The sequence below is a fragment of the Streptomyces sp. NPDC041191 genome (genome assembly GCF_055591945.1).
Map to the genome: position 1 here is coordinate 432,238 of NZ_JBVIZC010000003.1, position 21,806 is coordinate 454,043.

Here is a 21,806-nt window from a genome sequence, read left to right on the forward strand (position 1 = left end):
CCCGGAGAACGGACACCGGCCGGAAGACGGCTGTCCGCATGGTGGACACGGAGCCCGCGGGCCGGGGCTACCCGGCACCCCCGGCCCGTACCGCAGGCGCCGTCGAGTGCGGCAGCAGGTCCGCCGGGGACTCCGGACGCAGGACCTCCACCACCACCTCCTCGCGGAAGCGGTACGGACGGTGGGCCAGGACCCCGGACAGGGTCCTGCGCACCCGGGACATCTCGGCCCGCACGGTCACCGTCCGCGTCCGGTCGCCGAACACGCCCTCCGCCAGCTCCGCCGCCGTCCGCCCGTCCCGGTGCAGCGCCAGGACGTAGAGCAGCTCGGCGTGGCGGGGGCTCAGCTCCTGCCGCCAGCCGCCCGCCGGTCCCGACACGGTCACCGTCCAGCCACGCGGCCGGCTCAGGTCCAGCACCACCCGGTGCGCCCCCTCCGCGTCCGGCCCCCCGGACCGGCCCTCCTCCTCCACCCGCAGCAGCCAGCCGCCCGGCAGCGGTTCCACCGCGCACACGCCGAGCGAGGGGAGCCAGACCCGCCCGGCCCCGAAGGACTTGGGCAGCGGAACGCGGTCCACCGGGGCGAGCCCGGTCACCGCCGCCGTCCAGCCGTACGCGTCCACCGCCACGGCCCGACCGCCCACCCGGCACAGGACGGGCGCGGCCACCGCCCGCAGCCGCTCCACCGAACGGCGGTGCCGCTCCCGCAACTCGGCCTCGGCGAGCTGCCCCACCGAACCGACCAGGGCCGGCATCGCCGGATGGAAGGTGGACGCCGGACCGCTCACGTCCAGGATGCCCAGCAGCCGCCGGTCGCGCGGGTCGTGCACGGGCACGGCGGCACAGGTCCAGCTGTGCAGGGTGTGCAGGTAGTGCTCGGCGGAGTGCACCTGCACCGCCCGGCCCAGGGCGAGCGCCGTACCGACCGCGTTGGTGCCGGTCGCGTGCTCGGCCCAGGCCGCGCCCTCCTCCAGGCAGATGCCGTTCGCCCGCCGCAGCACCCCGGCGTTCCCGTGCCGCCACAGCACCCTGCCCTGCTCGTCGGTGACCACCATGATCTGGAAGGACGCGTCGGCGATGCCGGCGAGGCCCCGGGTGAGCGTCCCCATCACCTCGGAGAGGAGGGTGGTCCTGCGCCGCTCCTCCAGCTCGTCCCGGTGGAGCAGCACACTGCTCGTCCCCCGGTCCGGGTCGAGACCGAGCCGGGCCATCCGCCGCCAGGACGCGTCGATGACCGGCCGGGGCGCCACCGGCGGCGTCCGGCCCGCCAGCGTCTCCTCCCGCACCCGGTGCAGCAGCCTGGTGGCACGGGCGGAGTCCATGGCGGCCAGTCGCCTCATGTCGAGCCGCGTGTCCTTCATCGGTCTCTCCCCCCGTCCGGGACGGACGTCCCGGACGTCGTGCCCATCGTGCCGTCCGGGACCGTCCGCCGAGACCCGGTTCGGACCATCCTGCAACCCCCTGCAACCCTCGCCGCCGGCCGCCCCCCGGACGACACTGCTACGAGCGGCGGGTGGTGCCGTGTCGGCGCGGCACCACCCCCGCTCTTCCGCGCGCGCCGGTCCCGACGGGCCCACCCCTGGCGCGCGCGGGACGGCTTCCGGCCGCGCGGGGGACCCGCCGCGGCCTTCCGGCGGCGGTACGGCTCCAGGGCCGCCGCCCGTCCTCGTACGGCCCCCGGCCCCCCCGTCCTCGTACGGCCCCCGGCCGGCCGGCCGCGTACGGACCCCGGGCCCGCCCGCGTACGGCGCCCCCGGCCCGCCCCTCCGCCCCGGCGCCGTGTCCCTCAGACCTCCACCCGGGCCCGCTCCACCACCGCCCCCAGGTCCAGCGTGTGCGGCAGCGTCCCGAAGGCCGCGCCGCCGTCCCCGCCCAGGCGTCCCGCGCAGAACGCGTCCGCCACCTCCGGCGGGGCCCACCGCGCGAGCAGCGCGCCCTGGAGCACGAGCGCCATCCGCTCCGCGAGCCGCCGCGACCGCGCCTCGATCCCCTCCAGGTCCGCCAGTTCGGCGAGCAGCCCCCGGACCGCCCGGTCGAGCCGGTGGTCCGCGCCCCGCGCCGCCCCGACCTCCCGCAGGAAGGCGTCGAGCGCGGCCGGCTCGGTCCGCAGCACCCGCACCACGTCGAGGGCCTGCACGTTCCCCGAACCCTCCCAGACCGAGTTGAGCGGCGACTCGCGCAGCAGCCGGGGCATCCCCGACTCCTCCACGTACCCGTTGCCGCCCAGGCACTCCAGGGCCTCGGTCACCACCGGCGTGCACCGCTTCGTCACCCAGTACTTCGCCACCGGCACCGCGATCCGCAGCAGCGCCCGCTCCCGCGCGGCGTCCTCCCCGGCCGCGTCCACCGCGTCGTACGCCGCCGCGAGCCGCATCCCGAGGACCGTCGCCGCCTCCGACTCCAGCGCCAGGTCCGCGAGCACGTTCCGCATCAGCGGCTTCCCGATCAGCGGCCCGCCGAAGGCGCTCCGGTACGCGCAGTGGTGCACGGCCTGCGCCACCGCCTGCCGCATCAGCGCCGCCGAACCGAGCACGCAGTCCAGCCGGGTCGCCGCCACCGCCCCCATGACCGAACGGAGCCCGCACCCCTCCTCGCCGATCCGGCGCGCCCACGTCGTCCCGTCGAACTCCACCTCGGCGGAGGCGTTCGACCGGTTGCCCAGCTTGTCCTTGAGCCGCTGGATCGCGAAGGCGTTGCGCGACCCGTCCGGGAGCACCCGGGGCACCAGGAAGCACGTCGGGCCCGCCGGGGCCCGCGCCAGGACCAGGAAGGCGTCCGACATCGGCGCCGAACAGAACCACTTGTGCCCGGTCAGGACGTACTCGCCGTCCACGGCCAGCGGACGCGCCTCCGTGGTGTTCGCCCGGACGTCGCTGCCACCCTGCTTCTCCGTCATCGCCATCCCGAGCAGCGCGCCCGGCTTCTCCGCGACCGGCAGCAGCGCCCGCTCGTACACGTGCGAACGGGCCGCCGGCTCCCAGACCTCCGCGAGCTCCGGCTCGACGCGCAGCGCGGGCACCGCCGCGTGCGTCATCGACAGCGGGCAGCCGTGCCCCGCCTCCGCCTGCGTCGCCACCAGGAACCCGGCGGCCCGCCGCACGTGACCGCCCGGACGGCCCCACGCGTCCGTGAGCCCCGCCGACACGGAACGCCCCAGGAGACGGTGCCAGGCCGGGTGGAAACGGACCTCGTCCACCCGGTTGCCGTACCGGTCGTGGGTCCGCAGCCGCGGCGGGTACTCGTTCGCCTGTTCGCCCCACTCGCGCACCTGCTCCGAGCCCGTCGCCCGGCCGAGCAGCGCCAGCTCCTCCCGCGCCTCCCCGCGCAGGTCCGGGCCGAGGTGCCGCTCGACCGCCTCGGCCAGGGCCCGGTCGCCCGTGAAGACGTCGTACTCCACGAGGGGAGGAGGCTGATTGGTCACTGTGTGGGTGGTCCGCGCCATGCGGATACGGTAAGCAGGTGCAGGCAGCAAGAGAAACACCCGAACGGCCCGAGCGGCGGCCCGGAAGCAGGCTCCACCGCGCCCGCGTCCTCTACCGCAACGTCTCGAAGCGGAAGATGGTCTGGCTGCTCCTCAAGGACACCGTCAACTCCTGCGTCGAGTACCGCATCCTCGGCCTCGCCGCCGAGGCGGCGTTCTTCACCCTGCTGTCCCTGCCGCCCCTGCTCCTCGGCCTGATCGCCCTCCTGGGCTACGCCGACGACTGGACCAACACCGACACCGTCACCAGCATCCAGGAGAACATCCTCCGCGCCGCCGGAACGGTCCTCTCCGACCGGGGCGTCGAGGAGATCGCCAAACCGGTCCTGGACGACGTCACCCGGGGCAAACGGCCCGACCTGATCTCCCTCGGCTTCGCCATCGCCCTCTGGTCCGGCTCCCGCGCGGTGAACGTCTTCATCGACACCATCACCGTCATGTACGGCCTCGACGGCCACCGCGGCATCGTGAAGACCCGGCTCCTCGCCTTCCTGCTCTACCTCGTGGCCCTGGTCGTCGGCGCCGTCGTGCTGCCCCTCGCCGTCGTCGGCCCGGACCGGGTCGTCGAACTCGTCCCCTGGAGCACGGAGGTCGTCTCCGTCCTGTACTGGCCGGCCGTCATCCTCCTCAGCATCGTCTTCCTCACCACGCTCTACCACGTGTCCGTGCCCGTACGGTCGCCGTGGATCGAGGACATCCCCGGCGCCCTCGTCGCGCTCGCCATGTGGGTCCTCGGCAGCTTCCTGCTGCGCATCTACCTCACCAGCCAGGTCGAGGGGCCGACCATCTACGGCTCCCTCGCCGCGCCCATCGCCGTCCTCCTCTGGATCGGCGTCTCCGCCTTCGCCGTCCTCGTCGGCGCCGCCGTGAACGCCGCCATCGACCGCGTCTGGCCCTCCGTCGCCACCGCCGCCGCCCGCGAGGCCAACGAGCGGGCCCGCGCCGCCCAGGCGGCGGAACTCGTCGCCCGGGTACGGGCCGAGGCCGACGACGTGGACGAGGACGACCCGGACATGCCCTCCGAGTTCCCCGAACGCTGGTCGAAGTTCCTCCCCCCGGACGACGTGAAGTCCCGCCTCAACGCGAACCGGGAGAAGGACTGACACCGGGAGGGGCGTGGTACGAGGAGCGCCCGGCCCTCCTCGCGGGAGCCGTCCTGTGGACCGCCGGGACCGATCCGGCGACGCCCGCCCGGCCGGTCCTGCCCGACGGCTGCATGGACCTGATCTGGGCCGACGGCCGCCTCCTGGTGGCCGGACCCGACACCCGCGCGCACCTGCCGGCGGAGACCGCCGCCCGGTACGCCGGACTCCGCTTCGCCCCCGGCGACGCGCCCCGCGTCCTCGGCGTCCCGGCCCGCGAACTGCGCGACCGCCTGGTCCCCCTCGACGCCCTGGGGGACGGGGCCGGGGCACGCCGGGCCGGCGAACGGATCGCCGCCGCCCCCGACCCGGCCGCCGCCCTGGAGGAGTTCGTACGGCTCCGGGCCGTCGGCGCCCCCGCCCCCGACCCGCTCCTGCGGGCCGTCGTGGCGCGCCTCGCCGCGGGCCGGCCGGTCGCGGAGACGGCCGACGCGACCGGGCTCGGCGCACGGCAGCTCCACCGCCGCTCCCTCGACGCCTTCGGCTACGGCCCCAAGACCCTCGCCCGGATCCTCCGCTTCCAGCGCGCCCTCGCCCTGATCCGGACCGGCGTGCCGTACGCGGAGACGGCCGCCCGCGCGGGCTGCGCCGACCAGGCCCACCTGGCCCGCGAGGTCCGCGCGCTCGCGGGCACGACGCCCGGCGCCTACGCGCGCGCGACGGCCCCGCCGGCGGGACCGGGACCTTCGGCGTCCGCGAAGAGCGAGACCCCGCAGCCGTCCGGATCGAGGACCACCGCGTAACGCTGCCCCCAGAACGCGTCCCACGGCTCCAGGTGCCCCGGGTGCCCGGCGGCGACCAGCTCCCCGTACAACGCGTCCACCTCGGCCGGAGACCCGCACCGGAAGGCGAGCTCGACCCGGTGCCCGCCCCGGGGCCGCGTCCAGCCCGGGTCGAAGGACCGGACCACGTCCTCGGTGTCCCAGGCGACCCGCAGCCCGCCGGGCAGCGCCACCTCCACGTGCGGAGCGGCCTCGGCCCCCTCCGGAACCTCCAGGCCGAGACGCCGGTAGAAGGCGAGGGAGGCGGCCATGTCGGAGACGACGATCCCGATCAGATCGAGGCAGGGCGTGGGGGCGGGCGTGGGCGTGGGCGTGGCGCGGGGTGCTGTGTCCATGCATCGCAGACTAGGAGGCCCCGCCGGACCGGTCTTGTACGGATCGGACGCCGGTCCGCGGCGGCGACGGCGACGACCGGGCGGGCGGGAGAAGGCAGGGAGGAGGGGCGTGGCCGACGACCGCCGCGAACAGGAACCGTGCCCGCACGAGGAGCCCCGCTCACGCCACCGCCACGGCGGCCGGGCCGATCACGGCCGCTCTCGCCTCCATTCGGAAGACTTCACTTCCCCATGTGAGACGGCCGACCGGGGGATGAGGTCCGCCAGGGCTTCGACCAGAGGTGTTCGATGACCGTTAAGCCTCATTGGTCGCAATCTGAAGAAGTGGGTAAAATCGGCTGCCCGCCCGAACGAAACCCCAGGTCGAGGCCTGTGTTCCCCGCGCACGCGGGGGTGGCCCCGGCGCCTAACCGGGGCGCCGGCAGGCCGTCTCGTGGTCCCCGCGCATGCGGGGGTGGTCCGGGAGACCGACAGCCCCGGGCGCGACCGGTCGAGTGGTCCCCGCGCACGCGGGGCTGGTTCCGCTCCTTCGGGCAGGTCCGTCCGCCGGGTCTTCGGTGTGGCGCGGGGGCCGGGCGACGGCGCGTCGGGCGGTTCGTTCCGCCTCGCATCCGCGAGGCGCCCCGCCGTATCGACTCACCACCGTGTCCGCAGCGCGGCCAGTGATGGTCCTGACCGGTTTCGTGGGTGGGTGCGTGACGTCTCGGTCCGTGAACTTGCCTCTTCCGAGGCGGCCTTGTGGGTGCGGTTCCGGTTCGCCGGCCGCAGGCACCGCTGCGTGGAGCCCCGTGTTTAATCGGTGGTGCCGCGCCCCGGACGGGGCTATGGTTCTGCTCGCCCGCTCCGAACGAGCGGTGTCGGTTCGTTGAGAAGAAGCAGGAGGTGAGGACATTGATGACTGTCACGGTGACGGGCTCTGCCCGCATTCAGGAGTTCATCGTTCCCACCTCTGTGGTCTCCGGCTGACACCTACTCCACTTCCGCGCGCTCGGAGCGCGCCGCCGGGGCCGCCCTTCGAAGGGTTCCCCCTTGTCTTTCCCGCTTTCCTCCCGTGCTTCCCGCACCTCCGGCTCCTCCTCGCTCGACGCCCACGGCTGGGACTCCGGCTGGGCCGCCGCCTTCGAGCCGTACGCCGCGCAGGGGCTCGTCCCCGGGCGGGTCGTCCGCGTCGACCGCGGTCAGTGCGACATCGCCACCGCCGAGGGGACCGTCCGCGCCGACACGGCGTTCGTGACCCCGCACGACCCCCTGCGGGTCATCTGCACCGGTGACTGGGCCGCCCTCGACCCGGAGGGCGCCGGCGACCCCCGGTACGTACGGGCGTGCCTGCCGCGACGGACCGCGTTCGCGCGCTCCACCTCCTCCAAGCGGTCCGAGGGGCAGATCCTCGCCGCCAACGTCGACCACGCCGTCATCGCCGTCTCGCTCGCCGTCGAGCTCGACCTCGGCCGGATCGAACGCTTCCTCGCCCTGGCCTGGGAGTCCGGCGCCCAGCCGGTCGTCGTCCTCAGCAAGGCCGACCTCGTACCCGACCCCGTCGGGCTCTCCTACCTCGTCGAGGACGTCGAGACCGTCGCCCCCGGCGTCCAGGTGCTGCCCCTCAGCTCGGCCACGGGCGAGGGACTCGACGTGCTCTCCGCCGTGGTCGCGGGCGGTACGACCGTGCTGCTCGGCGTCTCCGGCGCCGGCAAGTCCACCCTCGCCAACGCCCTCGTCGGCGAGGACGTCATGTCGGTCCGGGCCGCCCGCGACGTCGACGGCAAGGGCCGTCACACCACCACCACCCGCAACCTCTTCGTCCTGCCGGGCGGGGGCGTCCTCATCGACACCCCCGGCCTGCGCGGCGTCGGGCTCTGGGACGCCGAGGCCGGCGTCGGCCAGGTCTTCTCGGAGATCGAGGAACTGGCCCGGGACTGCCGCTTCCACGACTGCGCCCACGAGGCGGAGCCGGGCTGCGCGGTGACGGCGGCGATCGAGGACGGCACCCTGCCCGAGCGGCGCCTGGACAGCTACCGCAAGCTGCTGCGGGAGAACCAGCGGATCGTGGCCAAGACCGACGCCCGTCTGCGCGGCGAGATCCGCAGGGACTGGAAGCGCACGATGACCGCGGGCCGCGCCGCCGTGGAGTTCAAGCGCCACGGCCGCCTGCGGTAGCCCGTACGTACGCGTGTGGCCGTGTGGCCGTGTGTCCCGTACGGGACACACGGCGTACGACCGTCCCATACGCGCCCGGTGGTGCGACCGTACGGCCCCGGGGAACGCGGTGTCCGAAAACCGCGAGCCCCGGGTGCCCGGCGGCCGCACACTGGAACCCGTGAGGGACGACGACACCCGCTACGAGGCGGTCAGCAGCAGGGACGCGCGGTTCGACGGAGCGTTCTTCTTCGCAGTCCGGACCACCGGCATCTACTGCCGTCCCAGCTGCCCCGCCGTCACCCCCAAGCGGCGCAACGTCGCCTTCTTCCCGACGGCCGCCGCCGCCCAGGGCCACGGCTTCCGCGCCTGCCGCCGCTGCCGCCCGGACGCCGTGCCCGGCTCCGCCGAGTGGAACGTACGGGCCGACGTCGTCGGGCGCGCCGTACGGCTGATCGGGGACGGCGTCGTCGACCGCGAGGGCGTGCCCGGCCTCGCCGGACGCCTCGGCTACAGCGCCCGGCAGGTCCAGCGGCAGCTCACCGCCGAACTCGGCGCCGGACCCGTCGCGCTCGCTCGCGCCCAGCGGGCCCACACCGCCCGGCTGTTGCTCCAGACCACCGGCCTGCCCGTCACCGAGATCGCCTTCGCGTCCGGCTTCGCCAGCGTCCGCCAGTTCAACGACACGATCCGCGCCGTCTACGCCCGCACCCCCACCGCCCTGCGCGCCGAGGCCGGGGCCGGCGCGGGAGCCCGTACCGCCCTCGCCGCCGGGGTGCCGCTGCGGCTCGCCCACCGGGGCCCCTACGCGGCCGGAGAGGTCTTCGACCTGCTCGCCGCCGAGGCCGTGCCCCGCGTCGAGGAGGTCGTCGGCGTCCCGGGCGCCCGCACCTACCGGCGCACCCTCCGCCTTCCGTACGGCACCGGTGTCGTCTCCGTGGACGAGCGTTCCGCCGGACGCTGGCTCGACGCCCGCATCCACCTCACCGAACTGCGCGACCTGACCACCGCCGTGCACCGGCTGCGCCGCCTCTTCGACCTGGACGCCGACCCGTACGCCGTCGCCGAACGCCTCGGGGCCGTCCCCGCCCTCGCCGCCGAGGTGGCCGCCCGCCCCGGTGTGCGGTCCCCGGGCGCGGCCGACCCGGAGGAGTTCGCGCTGCGCGCCCTCCTCGGCGCCGAGGGGGCCGCGCGGGCCGTCGAGGAGCACGGCGCCCCCCTGGCCACCGCCTGCGGCGGCCTCACCCACCTCTTCCCGGAGCCCCGGGACCTGACCGGCCACCCCGTCGCGGGCCCACTGGCCCGCGCGCTCGCGGACGGAGCCGTACGCCTCGACCCCGGCGCCGACCGCGACGAGGCCGAGCGGGCGCTGCTCGCCGTCCCCGGAGTGACCCCGGGGACCGCCGCCCTGATCCGCATGCGGGCCCTCGGCGACCCCGACGTGGCCCCGGCGGACGGCCCGTACGCGTTCCGGGGTGCCGGTCCCGGCGCGGAGGAGTGGCGGCCGTGGCGCTCGTACGCCGCCCGCTACCTCGGGACCCCGCCCGGGGGCCACGGCACCGGATGACCACCCGGTGGGGGCTGCTTCCCGTACGGGATTCCCGGACCGGTTCCCGTACGGGACCCAGGGGTCGGCTCCTGTACGGGTCCCCCCTGGGGTCGACTCCCGTACGGGTCCCCCCTGGGGCCGACTCCCGTACGCGTCCCCCGGGGGTCGGCTCCCGTACGGGACAGCCGCGTCGGCCGACCCCCGTACCCCCCGCCCCGCCCCGCCCGGGTTCAGCCCCAGAGCACCGCGCCCGTCCACGCCCCCGCGATCAGCAGGCAGGCGAACAGTTCCACCAGCACGCTCGTGCCCACCGCCCGCATCACCGCCCGGGTCGCCGCCCGGGCCTGTCCGTGCCCGCCGAGGCGGAGCCGTTCCGCGAGGTAGATCCCGCCGACGAAGCCGGGCACCGCGCCGAGCACCGGAACGACGACGAAGCCCAGGAGCGCGCCCGTCCCGGCGTACGCCACCATCCGGCGGGTGATCCCGACGCCCCGGAAGCGGCGCGGCGGCAGCTGCCAGACGATCACCTGGGTGAGGAGCAGCAGACCCGTGGCGGAGACCAGCAGGGTCCAGGCAAGGCCCGTCCGCTCGTGCAGCGACCACCAGAGCATCGCCGCCCACACCAGCCACGTTCCCGGCACACCGGGCACCAGGACCCCGGACAGGCCGAGCAGCATCACCGTCGCGATCATCAGGAGCTGCCACACACCCACGGTGCCAGCGTGCACGACGGCACGGACTCCCGCAGGCCGCGGCGGGCGGACGGAGTACCACGGGCACGGGGCGGAGAGGGCCGGGCCGGCTCCGGACCGCCCGGGATGAGAAGAGGGGACGACCCCGGGCCGCCCGGGATGAGGGGCAGAGGGAGACTCCGGGCCGTCCGGGAGAGGGCAGAGGACGACCCCGGGTCGCCCGGGCGAGCGCGGGGGCCCGGCACCCGGGGGTCCGGGCAGAGGTCCGGAGTCAGCTCCGGGCCACCCAGCCCTTCTCGTACGCGTGCCAGCCCAGCTGCAGCCGGGTCGAGACCCCGGCCAGCTCCATCAGCCCCTTCACCCGCCGCTGCACCGTCCGCAGCCCCAGGTCCAGCTGTTTCGCCACGCTCGCGTCGGTCATCCCGGCCAGCAGCAGGGAGAGGATCTCCAGGTCCAGTACGTCGGGGCCCGGCGCCTCGTCCTCGGTGATCCGCGCGCCCGCCCCGAGCCGCAGCGGCAGCGCGTCCCGCCACACCGACTCGAAGAGGCCCGTGAGCGATTCGAGGAGCCCGCTCGCGTGCACCACGAGCGCGGCGGGCTCCGCGCCCCGCCCGGTCAGCGGGACCATCGCCAGGGACTGGTCGGCGATCACCAGCTTCGTGGGGACCCGGTCCACGACCCGGATGCGCTCCTCGCGGCCCAGCGCCGCCGCCAGCTCCAGGAGCCCGGACGGCAGGCTCAGCACCTCGCGCTCGATCACCACCCGGTAGCGCACCCCGCGTCCGGCCGCCTGTTCCTCCGCCTCGTTCTCCAGGCCGGAGACCGCGATCGGCCTGCCCGTCACCAGGGCGCAGACCTCCTCCGACGCGCCCAGCTGGAGCTGGAGGAAGCGGTGGGTCACCGCGCTCGCGCCGGTCACCACCTCCACCAGGTCGTGCACGGCGGCCTCCGCCGCCTCCGCCCGGTACTCCTCGGCGAGCAGCGCGGCCGCCAGCTCGGCCCGTTCCAGCTCGTGGCGCTGCTGGGTCAGCAGCGCGCCGAGCGCCACCCCCGGCGGGGCCGCGACCCACCGGCCCGTACGGGCCGAGGACTGGGCGGCGAGCCCCTGCGCCTCCAGGCGCCGCAGGGCCCGCTCGGTCTCCCGCTCGGGCAGGGCGAGCCGGTGCGCCAGGTCCGTGACCTCGGCCGCGCCCAGCGCGACCAGGGCGCGGTACGCGGACTCCTGGCGTTCGTCGAGCCCTATCGCTCCCAGCATGGGTGCCCGCCCCTCGTCCCCCTCCGCCGGGCGCCCCGACGAACCGGGGACGCCCACCGGAGGCATTCGTTCCGTCGGTGACCTGGCGGGAAACGGCCACGGCGTATTCCCGCCCGCCCCATCATCCCCGCACCGCCCCCACCTCTGCCAATGTGGCGCCACCGCAGCACCAACGGCCCCTGGGAGCGGGTTTCTTGCGCCCTCTTCCCGGAATCAGATGGAGAGAGCGATGCGCCCGTTTTCGCGTACGGCCCTGGGAGCGGCGACCGCCGTCGTCCTGGCGGCCACCGCGGTCGCGCCGTCCGTGGCGAATGAGCCGACGGACGGCACGACCGGAAAGAGACCACTGGTCGGCAGCGAGGCCCAGGCCCGCACCGGGACACGGGCCACCACGGTCACCCTGGTCACCGGCGACCGCGTCCTGGTCACCCACGACACCGAGGGCGACCCGGCGGCCACGGCCCTGCCCCGCGAGGACGGGACCGTTCCCTCCGTCCAGACCCGCCGCTCCGGCAAGGACCTGTACGTGTACCCCGAGGCCGCCACCGCCGCGCTCGCCGCCGGACGCGTCGACGAGGAGCTCTTCAACGTCACCGGCCTGATCCGGCAGGGCTACGACGACGACGCCACCACGACCCTGCCCCTCATCGCGGTCTACGGCTCCGACGTCGCCCGCTCCGTCCCCCTCACCCCCCGGGGCGCCCGGCGCGGCCAGGTCCTCGCGGCCGTCGACGGCGTCGCGCTCACGACGGAGAAGAAGGGGGCCGCCACCTTCTGGGCCGAGATCGACGCCCCGAAGGCCCGCACCGCCTCCGGCATCCGCAAGCTGTGGCTCGACCGCAAGGTCGAGGCCACCCTGGAGCGTTCGACGAAGCAGGTGCACGCCCCCGAGGCGTGGGCCGCCGGCTACGACGGCAAGGGCACCAGGGTCGCCGTCCTCGACACCGGCGCCGACGTGGAGCACCCCGACCTCGAGGGCCGCGTCACCGCCTCCAAGAACTTCACCGATTCCGGCACCACCGACGACCACCAGGGCCACGGCACCCACACCATCTCCACCGTCGGCGGCTCCGGCGCGGCGAGCGGCGGCAAGAAGAAGGGCGTCGCGCCCGGCGCGGAGCTCCTCAACGGCAAGGTCCTCGACGACTCCGGTTCCGGGGCGATCTCCTGGATCATCGCCGGCATGGAGTGGGCCGTCGCCCAGGGCGCCGACGTCGTCTCCATGAGCCTCGGCAGCCCCGTCCCCACCGACTGCACCGACCCGATGAGCGTCGCCGCCGAGCAGCTCGCGCAGAACGAGGGCACCCTCTTCGTCGTCGCCGCCGGCAACGAGGGGCCCTCCCTCAACACCGTCTCCTCGCCCGGCTGCGCGCCCAGCGCGCTCACCGTCGGCGCCACCGACCGCGACGACTCCACCGCGTACTTCTCCAGCCGCGGCCCGACGCTCGTCAACCACACCCTCAAGCCCGAGATCGCGGCGCCCGGCGTCGCCATCTCCGCCGCCGCGGCCGGCGGTCGCGGCCCGTACGCCTACCAGTCCATGTCCGGTACGTCGATGGCCACCCCGCACGTCGCGGGCGCCGCCGCGATCGTCAAGCAGCGCCACCCCGACTGGACCGCCCAGCGGATCAAGGCCGCGCTCGTCGCCTCCGCCGAGAGCGACGTCCCCGGCGACGTCCGCGAGGTCGGCGCCGGCCGCCTCGACGTGAAGGCCGCCGTCGACCAGAAGGTCATCGGCGCCCCCGCCGTCCAGGGCGGCACCTTCTCCTGGCCGCAGGACAGGAGCGACCGCACCACCGTCTCCGTCCCGTACACCAACACCTCCGCCGCCCCGGTCACCCTGGACCTGGCCGTCGAGGAGGTCACCGGCAACGACGGCTCCCGCGTGCGGTCGGCCGTCGCCCGCACCGGCGCCCGGACCGTCACCGTCCCGGCCGGCGCCACCGTGAACGTCCCGCTGGAACTCGACCCCGCCGCCCGCCTGGACCGCGCCCAGTACGGCGACGTGACCGGCCGCGTGATCGCCACCGGCAGGGGAGGCGTCCACGTCTCCACCCCGTTCTCCCTGTACGTCGAGCCCGAGACCGTCACCCTGCGCGTCAAGCTGATCGACCGCCTGGGCGAGCCCGCCGCCGGCTCCTCCTCCGTCGACCTCATCGGCACGGACGACGCCACCGGGGAGCGCCGCTTCAACGAGGGCGCCGCCGACCAGGTCTACCGCCTGCGCCCCGGCAGCTACTTCCTCTCCTCCTTCGTCACCACGCCCGACGCGGGCGAGGGCGCCACGCTGAACGACTCGCTCACCTACCTCGGCCGTCCGCAGCTGGAGCTGACGAAGGACACCACGGTCGTCCTCGACGCCCGCAAGGCCCACAGGCTGTCGGTGAAGACGGACCGGGAGGTCGAACTCCGGGGTGCCACGCTGGGGTTCGCCCGCACCTGGGGAGACTCCTGGATACACGCCGGCACCGCCGCCGGACCGCGCAGCGTCCGCGGCTACTACGCCTCCGTCGAAGGCCGTGCCCACGAGGGCGACTTCGAGTTCGGCAGCTACTGGCGGGGCGCCGCCCCGCAGATCACCTCCCTGCGCACCGGTGACGGGCTGACCCTGCACCCGCTCACCGCGTCCATCGCCTCCGACAACCTCGACGGCACGGGCTCCGCCCGCCTCGTCGACGCCGGAACGGGCACCCCGGACGAGCTGAAGGCCGCCGACGTCAAGGGCGGCATCGCCCTCGTCCGCCTCCCGGACGACTCCAACGACGTGCTCCCCGTCGTCCGCGCCGCCAAGGCCGCCGGAGCCGTCGCCGTCGTCGTCCACCACGCGGCCCCCGGCCGCTGGTACCCGATCGGCGGCTTCATGGGCGCCGGTCTGCCGGCCCTCTCCGTCCCCTCCGCGGAGGCGACCGCGCTCCTGACGAGGCTGGCGGCGGGCCCGGTCACCCTCGCGTGGAAGGCCACCGCGAAGAGCCCGTACGTCTACAACCTCGCGTTCCCCGAGACCGGCACGATCCGCGCCGGCAAGGAGTACCGGGTCCGCGACCGCGAACTGGGCCGCACGGACTCCACGTACGGTTCCACCGGCACCGCCGCCGACTTCATGGACAGCCCCGCGGCCCACCGGCCCAACGGCGTCCGCGTCTCCTTCGCCGCCCTCGAAGCGGTCCCGATGCCCGGCACCCGGACCGAGTACCACTCCACCGGCGACACCGCCTGGGAGCAACTGGTCGGCAGCAACTTCCCCTTCGGCGAACTCATGGTCGGCACCCGGCACGTCTACACGGCGGGGGAGAAGCGCACCGAACGCTGGTACGACGGGGTCATCGCCCCCACCGCGCCGCGCGACACCACCGGGAAGCCGGTCCTCGTCGCCGAGCGGCAGGGCAACGTCATCGGCTTCGCCGCCGCGATGTGGGGCGACAACACCCACCACGCCCTGCCCGGTTCCTTCGGCGACGTCGGCAACCTCCGCCTCCGCCGCGACGGCGAACTCCTCGACGAGACCGCCTGGCCCTACGGCACCTTCGAGGTACCGGCCGGATCCGGGACGTACACGCTCGAACAGAACGTCGCGAAGTTCGCCAGCAAGGTGTGGGCCCGCTCCACGTCCGTCAACTCGGTGTGGAAATTCACCTCCAAGCTCGACGAGAACGTCTATTCTCAGGGGATCCCGATTCTCTTCCCCCGGTACGACCTTCCGGAGGACGGCCTCAAGACCCTCGCCGCGACCGACGGCCAGCACATCGGCCTCACCGTGACGGGTCACGCGGGCTACACCCCCGCGCCGCTCACCTCGGCCAGGCTCTCGTACTCCTACGACGGGGGCGCGACCTGGACCGGAGCGCGGGTCTCCCAGCAGGGCGGCCGCTGGACCGCGACCGTGAACCACGCGGGCGCGACCGGCAAACCGGTCACCCTGAAGGCCGAACTGACGGACGCCAACGGCAACTCCGTCACCCAGACCGTGGTCCGCGCCTACGACGTGCGCTGACCACGCCGGTCCGCCGGACGTCCTTCCCGTGGGGGGTGGGGTCGTCCGGCGGACCACCCGTGTGCCACGACGCTTTTCGCGATGTCCCGTTTTCGGGACCCCCGCCCGGTGGACAATAAGGGCATGACTCAGCAGGCGGACAGCTGGTGGGACAAGCTCTACGACGAGTCGGAGCCGGACACGGCCCCGGCGGTCCCGGGTGACACGCTCGACGACCACTTCGCCACGGCGGCCCGCGCCACGGCGGGCCCACCGGGCGGCGCACCACCCCCGGACCCCAGGGCCGCGCGGCCGGAACCGGCCCCGGCGGCCCCGGCGGCCCCGGCGGCCCCGGCGGCCCCGGCGGCCCCGGCCTCCGGTCCGGGCACGGACACGGCGGAGCCGGCCCCGATCACCGTCCCGGCCCCGGCGGCGCCTTCGTCCCCCACGGCGCCCGCGCCCCCCACGGCGAGTCCGGCCACCCCGCCACCCGCCCCTACTTCCGCGCCCACGCCCCCTGCGCCTTCCGCCTCCACGCCCGCACCTCCCGTTCCCCCCACACCTCCCGCACCTCCCGTTCCCCCCGCACCTCCCCTCCCGCCCGCGCCCGCCGTCCGGGCGCCGGCGCCCCCGGACCCGGACCCGGACCAGAACCCGGACCAGAACCCGGACCCGGACCGGAACCCCGGCCCCGTACCGGCGGACGGTGCCGCCGAGCCGGCCGTACGGACCGCCGTGCCCCGGCCCCGCGCCGGGTTCGTCGGCAGCCGGCCGCCGACCTACGACCCCGAACCCACCGCCCTGCCCGCCGCCCGTCCGGGCGAACTCGCCGGGCTGGTCGCGGACACCGTCCTCGACGGCGCCCGCTACGGGACCTGCGCCCTGCGCGCCGCCTCCGTACGCGGCGATTCCGCCCGCTACCGGGGCGAGTTCCGCCGCGACGCCCTCCTCACCGCCCGCTTCGGCCACGACGAGGCCGCGCTCGTCCTCGTCGCCGTCGCCGCCGGTTCCCGCGCCGCCGAGGACGCCCACGTCGCCGCGGCCGATGCCTGCCGGTGGATCGCGGAGGCCGTCTGCCGCAGTCACGCCCGGCTCTCCGAGGACATCAGGTCAGGCCGCCGGCGCGACCTCAAGTCCGGACTGCACCGGCTCACCGACCGCACGTACGGCAAGCTGCGCGCCCGCGCCGCCGAGAAGGGCCTCGCCCCCGAGGGGTACACCGCGTCGCTCCGCTGCCTCCTCCTCCCCGCCGACCCCGAGTGCCGCACCCGGATCTTCTTCGGGGTCGGCGGCGGAGGTCTCTTCCGGCTCCGCGACGGTGCCTGGCAGGACATCGAACCGCTCCTCCCTGAACCGGCCGCCGCCACCGGCGCCCCCGCCGCCGGGCCCGGCTCGCCGTCCGCTCCGGAGGCGACCGAGGAGGGCGACCGGCTCACCATGGACCTCGGCATCACCACCGCGCCCGGACCGCTGGTCGAGGAGCCCGTACCGCCGCCGGCCGAACCGTTCCGCTTCCGCGCCTCCGTAGCCCGTTCCGGTGACGTCCTGCTGCTCGCCTCGCCCGGCCTGGCCGATCCGATGCGCGGCGAACCCGGTCTCGCCCGGGAGCTGGCCGGCCGCTGGACCGGGGCGGAACCGCCCGGCCTCGCCGAGTTCCTCGCCGACACCCAGCTGAGGGTGACCGGTTACGCCGATGACCGTACGGCGGCGGCGGTCTGGGAGGCGTAACCCGGCGGGCCGTGTGTTGATGGGACCATGGCCAAACAGAACGTCGCTGAACAGTTCGTCGACATCCTCGTGCGCGCGGGCGTGAAGCGCCTCTACGGGGTGGTCGGCGACAGCCTGAACCCGGTCGTCGACGCCATCCGCCGCACCCGCGGGATCGACTGGGTCCACGTGCGGCACGAGGAGACCGCGGCCTTCGCGGCGGGCGCCGAGGCTCAGATCACCGGGAGCCTCGCCGCCTGCGCGGGCTCCTGCGGTCCGGGCAACCTGCACCTCATCAACGGCCTGTACGACGCCCACCGCTCCATGGCCCCGGTCCTCGCCCTCGCCTCGCAGATCCCGTCCGGCGAGATCGGCCTCGGCTACTTCCAGGAGACCCACCCCGACCAGCTCTTCCGCGAGTGCAGCCACTACAGCGAACTCATCTCCAACCCGCAGCAGATGCCCCGGCTGCTCCACACGGCGATCCAGCACGCCGTCGGCCGCGGCGGCGTCAGCGTCGTCTCGCTGCCCGGCGACATCGCCGCCGAGCCGGCCCCGGAGAAGAGCGCGGAGAGCGCCCTCGTCACCACCCGGCCCACCGTCCGTCCGGGGGACGCCGAGGTGGACGCCCTGGTCCGGATGATCGACGACGCCGACCGGGTGACGCTCTTCTGCGGCAGCGGCACGGCCGGGGCGCATGAGGAGGTGATGCGGTTCGCCGAGCGGATCAAGGCACCGGTCGGCCACGCCCTGCGGGGCAAGGAGTGGATCCAGTACGACAATCCGTACGACGTCGGCATGAGCGGTCTGCTCGGGTACGGCGCCGCCTACGAGGCCACCCACGAGTGCGACCTGCTGATCCTGCTCGGCACCGACTTCCCGTACAACGCCTTCCTGCCCGACGACGTCAGGATCGTCCAGGTGGACGTCCGGCCCGAACGCCTCGGGCGCCGCTCCCGGATCGACCTCGCCGTCTGGGGGGACGTCCGGGAGACCCTGCGCTGCGTGACGCCCCGGGTCCGGGCCAAGAAGGACCGCCGCTTCCTCGACAAGATGCTCAAGAAGCACGCCGACGCCCTCGAAGGGGTCGTCAGGGCGTACACCCGCAAGGTCGAGAAGCACACCCCCATCCACCCCGAGTACGTCGCCTCCGTACTGGACGAACTGGCCGACGACGACGCCGTGTTCACCGTCGACACGGGCATGTGCAACGTCTGGGCGGCCCGCTACCTCACCCCGAACGGACGGCGCAGGATCATCGGCTCGTTCAGCCACGGCTCGATGGCGAACGCGCTCCCGCAGGCGATCGGCGCGCAGTTCACCGACCTGAACCGCCAGGTCGTCTCGCTCTCCGGCGACGGCGGGTTCTCCATGCTCATGGGGGACTTCCTCACGCTCCTCCAGTACGACCTGCCCGTGAAGGTCGTCGTCTTCGACAACTCCTCGCTCGGCATGGTCGAGCTGGAGATGATGGTCGCCGGGCTCCCCTCGTACGGGACGACGAACAGGAACCCGGACTTCGCCGCCATCGCCCGCGCCGCCGGGGCCTACGGCGTCCGGGTCGAGAAGCCCAAGCAGCTCGCGGGCGCCCTCAAGGAGGCGTTCAGGCACAAGGGGCCGGCCCTGGTGGACGTCGTCACCGACCCCAACGCCCTCTCCATCCCGCCGAAGATCAAGGCCGACATGGTCACCGGCTTCGCGCTCTCCGCCGGCAAGATGGTCCTGGACGGGGGAGTGGGGCGGATGCTCCAGATGGCCCGCTCGAACCTGCGGAACGTACCCAGACCCTGACCCTCCGCGACCACTCCATGTGTGTCGGCGGCCCTGCGGGGCATGCATCCCCGTGAGCCTGTTCGACGCGACCACGGGTGGGGGGACATGACCGGGGAGGCACGGCAGCCGACTCAACTGCTCAGAAAGGTGGGATGCGCGGATCTCGCCGCCGTTCCGGAGGTGCGGCACGCCCTGCGCGAACTGCTGGGGAAGTGGGGCGGGCCGGGCGCCTCCGACGTGGCCGAGCTGCTCACCAGCGAACTGGTGACCAACGCCCTGGTCCACACCGACCACGGGGCCGTCGTGACCGCGACGGTCGTCCCCGAGCAACTGAGGGTCGAGGTGCGCGACTTCGTCCCGGGGCTGAGGACGTCGTCCGCCCCGCCCGCCGACGACGGCACGAACGGACGGGGGCTCGTCCTCGTCCGGTCCCTGGCCGACTCCTGGGGCGTCGAGGACCAGGGGACGGGCAAGGTGGTGTGGTTCGAACTGAGCGGCGAGGCCGCGTGAGCGGTCGCGCCACGCACCCGACGCGTCCGGGCGGACGGCGGGAACGCGCGAGGAGCGGGGCCGTCCCCGGACGGCCCCGCTCCTCGTGTTCTTCCGTTCCCGTGCTCAGCCGAACTGCTGCTCCAGGTCCTTGAGCTTGCGCTCCAGGGAGTCGAGGCGGGGCAGCGCCTGGGTGTCGTCCTCGGCGGTGGGGTCCACCGTCCGGGGGTCTCCCGTCCGGGGCTCATCGCCCTTCACGGCTTGCAGGGAGGGCCGGGGGCGGAGCGGCAGTTGTCCGGGGTCCGCTATGGCGGGCTCCACGACGGGCGCCTGGACGGCGGCCGTCGTGGAGCCCGGCCCGGAACCCGGGGCCGGCACCGCACCCGAAGGGGCCGTGGCGTTCAGGGCCGCCATCTCGCCCCGGTCGCCGCCGCGGCCGAGCCCGAAGGCGCGGTGCTGACGGTTGATCGCCCGGAGCCGGGCCCGGTCCAGCTTGACCTGGTCCCTCCTGCGCATCCGGTTCTGCTCCTTCTCCCGCCGGTCCTCGCGCACCTCGTCGACCGCCTCGTCCAGGGTCCGTACGCCCTCCAGGAGCATCAGGGACCAGGCCGCGAAGGTCTCCCGGGGGGCCCTCAGCCAGCGGACGATCCGGATCTGCGGCAGCGGACGGGGCACCAGGCCCTGTTCGCGCAGCGCGGCCCGGCGCGTCTGCTTCAGCGCCCGGTCGAAGAGGACCGCCGCCGAGAGGGACATGCCCGCGAAGAAGTGCGGAGCCCCGTCGTGGCCGATGCCCCGGGGCGCGTGCACCCAGTTGAACCAGGCCGCCGCGCCCGCGAACAGCCAGACGAGCAGGCGCGAGCCGAGGGCCGCGTCGCCGTGGCTGGCCTCGCGGACCGCGAGCACCGAACAGAACATGGCCGCCCCGTCGAGGCCGAAGGGCACGAGGTACTCCCAGCCCCCGGAGAGGTTGAGGTTCTGCCGGCCGAAGCCCACGAGGCCGTGGAAGGAGAGCGCGGCCGCGACGGCCGCGCAGCAGAAGAGCAGGCCGTACGAGGCGAACCCGTAGACGGCCTCCTTGCGCCTGCGGCGCTCCTCGCTGCGTTCCCAGGAGTCCTCGGCCGGGGCCTGGTCACCGGCGCGCTTCCCGCGCGCGAGCACCGCCACCGCCGTCAGGACTCCGGCGACCATCACGCCGCCCGGGAGCAGCCAGTCCAGCGATATGTCGGTCAGTCTCATGCGGTGTCCCTTGCATCGCGTCAGGGCGTTTGGCCGCCCATACTGGCGGACCTCGCGGGGCACCCACGGTGTTTCCGGGCAAGTGCACGCCATCGGGGTGTCGAGCCGTGCGAATGAGGACGTTCTGCTCGAACGCCCTTTCAAGGGAAGGGATTTGCGTTCGACTCGCGCCACCCTTCCGGGTGGCGTGAACCGTCGCGCGGCCGACGGGGCGTTTCAGGCGGTGGCGCTCATCCGGCGGACCCGCTCGGCGTCGCAGGTGCGCGGGCAGGTCACACAGGTGTCCTCGGGGCGCAGTGTGTAGAAGAAACAGCAGGTGGCCCGGTCACGGGTGGTGAGCGGACCGCCCTCCGGCCCCTCGGTGCCGGGAAGGTCGCGGAAGCCGGCGGAACCCGCGTACGGCTTGTGGGGCTTGACGGTGCCGGGCATGAGGAGTTCCAGCTCGTCCCTCGCCCGCCGCTCCTCGCCGAGCAGGGTGCCGACGTACCAGAGGCCCTCCACGATCTCGTCCGTGGCCATCCCCCACAGGGCCCGGCGGCCTCGGCGCATCCGGGAGCCGAAGCCGTCGAGGACCGCCTCGAAGTGCTCGGCGAGCGACGAGCGCACCTCGGCCCGCAGCGCCTCCTCGCCGGGGACGACCCGGGCGCCGGGCAGGGCCGCGGCGGGATCGTCCGGCAGGCAGGCGAACTCCTCGATCCGGACCGCCAGACGTCCGAGCGTCCGGTGGAAGGCCACGTTCCGGACCGGGAGCCGGGGCACCCGGCGCTCCAGGAACCACGGGACGGTGACGAGCAGGCAGGCGGGCCAGGCGTAGCGGTGCAGTCCGAAGCCGGCGACGACGTCGGGGCGTCCCCGGGTGCCGTAGTCGCGCAGCACCTGCTCGTCGTCCCAGGTCAGGAAGGCGTCGAGCGCGGCGCCACCGGCCGCGAGCGCCTCCGCGTCCACCCATCCCTCGCCGTGCGGCAGCGATGCGCCGCGGGCGTGCTCCTCCACCCGCAGGTACGGGAAGACCTCGGCGAGGCGGGCGTAGGAGGCCGCGACGGGAGAGGCGGGCGGGGCGGGCAGCAGGGTGGGGACGGTCATGCGGACCACCGAATCGCGAGCGTTGGCAGGTAAGCCTTACCTTACCTGATTCGGTCGGGTGTCTCACCACCGACGCACCGCTCCGACCTGCGGGGTCCCTCGTGTCCCGGGTGCCGGTCCGTTCGCCTATGGTGCACGGGGGACCCGCGCGACGCGAGCCGGGACCGGTACGAGGTCACG

Annotated in this window: 15 protein-coding genes; 8 read left to right on the forward strand and 7 right to left on the reverse strand. The window is 74.6% G+C overall.

From position 1 onward, the window contains the following. Positions 1 to 67: 67 nt before the first annotated feature. Both ACZ6AQ_RS08050 and ACZ6AQ_RS08055 read right to left on the reverse strand, forming a co-directional pair. A complete protein-coding gene (locus ACZ6AQ_RS08050; protein WP_468758345.1) occupies positions 68 to 1,360 on the reverse strand; it encodes a helix-turn-helix domain-containing protein in 1,293 nt (430 codons plus the stop codon). A gap of 425 nt (positions 1,361 to 1,785) precedes the next feature. Beyond that, the gene (locus ACZ6AQ_RS08055) at positions 1,786 to 3,441 is read right to left on the reverse strand and encodes an acyl-CoA dehydrogenase family protein (RefSeq protein WP_468758346.1); all 1,656 of its coding nucleotides are present in this window, start codon (positions 3,439 to 3,441) and stop codon (positions 1,786 to 1,788) included. Positions 3,442 to 3,458: 17 nt separating this feature from the next. On the opposite strand from ACZ6AQ_RS08055, the gene ACZ6AQ_RS08060 reads away from it, so the two are divergent. Beyond that, complete coding sequence (locus ACZ6AQ_RS08060; protein WP_468758348.1) at positions 3,459 to 4,583, forward strand: YihY/virulence factor BrkB family protein; 1,125 nt, start codon at positions 3,459 to 3,461, stop codon at positions 4,581 to 4,583. Between the two features lie 113 nt (positions 4,584 to 4,696). Further along, entirely contained in the window at positions 4,697 to 5,365 is a 669-nt protein-coding gene (locus ACZ6AQ_RS08065; RefSeq protein ID WP_468758350.1) for a helix-turn-helix domain-containing protein, read from the forward strand. On the opposite strand, the gene ACZ6AQ_RS08070 is transcribed toward ACZ6AQ_RS08065, so the two are convergent. Then, positions 5,269 to 5,739 carry a VOC family protein gene (locus tag ACZ6AQ_RS08070; RefSeq protein WP_468758352.1) on the reverse strand — a complete coding sequence of 157 codons (471 nt, stop codon included), beginning with the start codon at positions 5,737 to 5,739 and terminating at the stop codon, positions 5,269 to 5,271. The genes ACZ6AQ_RS08065 and ACZ6AQ_RS08070 overlap by 97 nt on opposite strands. 1,029 nt (positions 5,740 to 6,768) lie before the next feature. On the opposite strand from ACZ6AQ_RS08070, the gene rsgA reads away from it, so the two are divergent. Next, the gene (gene rsgA, locus ACZ6AQ_RS08075) at positions 6,769 to 7,893 is read left to right on the forward strand and encodes a ribosome small subunit-dependent GTPase A (protein WP_468758353.1); all 1,125 of its coding nucleotides are present in this window, start codon (positions 6,769 to 6,771) and stop codon (positions 7,891 to 7,893) included. 160 nt (positions 7,894 to 8,053) lie between these two features. Continuing rightward, entirely contained in the window at positions 8,054 to 9,439 is a 1,386-nt protein-coding gene (locus ACZ6AQ_RS08080; protein ID WP_468758354.1) for a bifunctional transcriptional activator/DNA repair enzyme AdaA, read from the forward strand. A 212-nt stretch (positions 9,440 to 9,651) separates the two neighbouring features. Here ACZ6AQ_RS08080 and ACZ6AQ_RS08085 read toward each other — a convergent pair whose 3' ends face one another. Continuing rightward, positions 9,652 to 10,134, reverse strand: a complete 483-nt coding sequence (locus ACZ6AQ_RS08085; RefSeq protein WP_388696868.1) for a DUF456 domain-containing protein — start codon at positions 10,132 to 10,134, stop codon at positions 9,652 to 9,654. 250 nt (positions 10,135 to 10,384) lie between these two features. After that, positions 10,385 to 11,368 (reverse strand): helix-turn-helix domain-containing protein, encoded by a 984-nt coding sequence (locus ACZ6AQ_RS08090; protein WP_468758356.1) that lies wholly within the window; start codon positions 11,366 to 11,368, stop codon positions 10,385 to 10,387. A gap of 229 nt (positions 11,369 to 11,597) precedes the next feature. On the opposite strand from ACZ6AQ_RS08090, the gene ACZ6AQ_RS08095 reads away from it, so the two are divergent. The 4 genes from ACZ6AQ_RS08095 (at position 11,598) to ACZ6AQ_RS08110 (ending at position 19,328) form a co-directional block, all read left to right on the forward strand. Next, positions 11,598 to 15,359 (forward strand): S8 family peptidase, encoded by a 3,762-nt coding sequence (locus tag ACZ6AQ_RS08095; protein WP_468758358.1) that lies wholly within the window; start codon positions 11,598 to 11,600, stop codon positions 15,357 to 15,359. A 123-nt stretch (positions 15,360 to 15,482) separates the two neighbouring features. Then, on the forward strand, positions 15,483 to 17,066 hold the full coding sequence (locus tag ACZ6AQ_RS08100) for a protein phosphatase 2C domain-containing protein (protein WP_468758360.1): 1,584 nt from the start codon (positions 15,483 to 15,485) through the stop codon (positions 17,064 to 17,066). A 27-nt stretch (positions 17,067 to 17,093) separates the two neighbouring features. Next, positions 17,094 to 18,836: a pyruvate dehydrogenase gene (locus ACZ6AQ_RS08105; protein WP_388696877.1), complete on the forward strand. Its 1,743-nt coding sequence runs from the start codon at positions 17,094 to 17,096 to the stop codon at positions 18,834 to 18,836. A gap of 87 nt (positions 18,837 to 18,923) precedes the next feature. Beyond that, positions 18,924 to 19,328, forward strand: coding sequence for an ATP-binding protein (locus ACZ6AQ_RS08110; protein ID WP_468758362.1), 405 nt, complete (start codon positions 18,924 to 18,926; stop codon positions 19,326 to 19,328). A gap of 105 nt (positions 19,329 to 19,433) precedes the next feature. Here ACZ6AQ_RS08110 and ACZ6AQ_RS08115 read toward each other — a convergent pair whose 3' ends face one another. Both ACZ6AQ_RS08115 and ACZ6AQ_RS08120 read right to left on the reverse strand, forming a co-directional pair. Then, the gene (locus ACZ6AQ_RS08115) at positions 19,434 to 20,543 is read right to left on the reverse strand and encodes a DUF2637 domain-containing protein (RefSeq protein WP_468758363.1); all 1,110 of its coding nucleotides are present in this window, start codon (positions 20,541 to 20,543) and stop codon (positions 19,434 to 19,436) included. Positions 20,544 to 20,759: 216 nt separating this feature from the next. Further along, the gene (locus ACZ6AQ_RS08120) at positions 20,760 to 21,626 is read right to left on the reverse strand and encodes a (2Fe-2S)-binding protein (RefSeq protein WP_468758364.1); all 867 of its coding nucleotides are present in this window, start codon (positions 21,624 to 21,626) and stop codon (positions 20,760 to 20,762) included. Between the last annotated feature and the right edge of the window lie 180 nt (positions 21,627 to 21,806).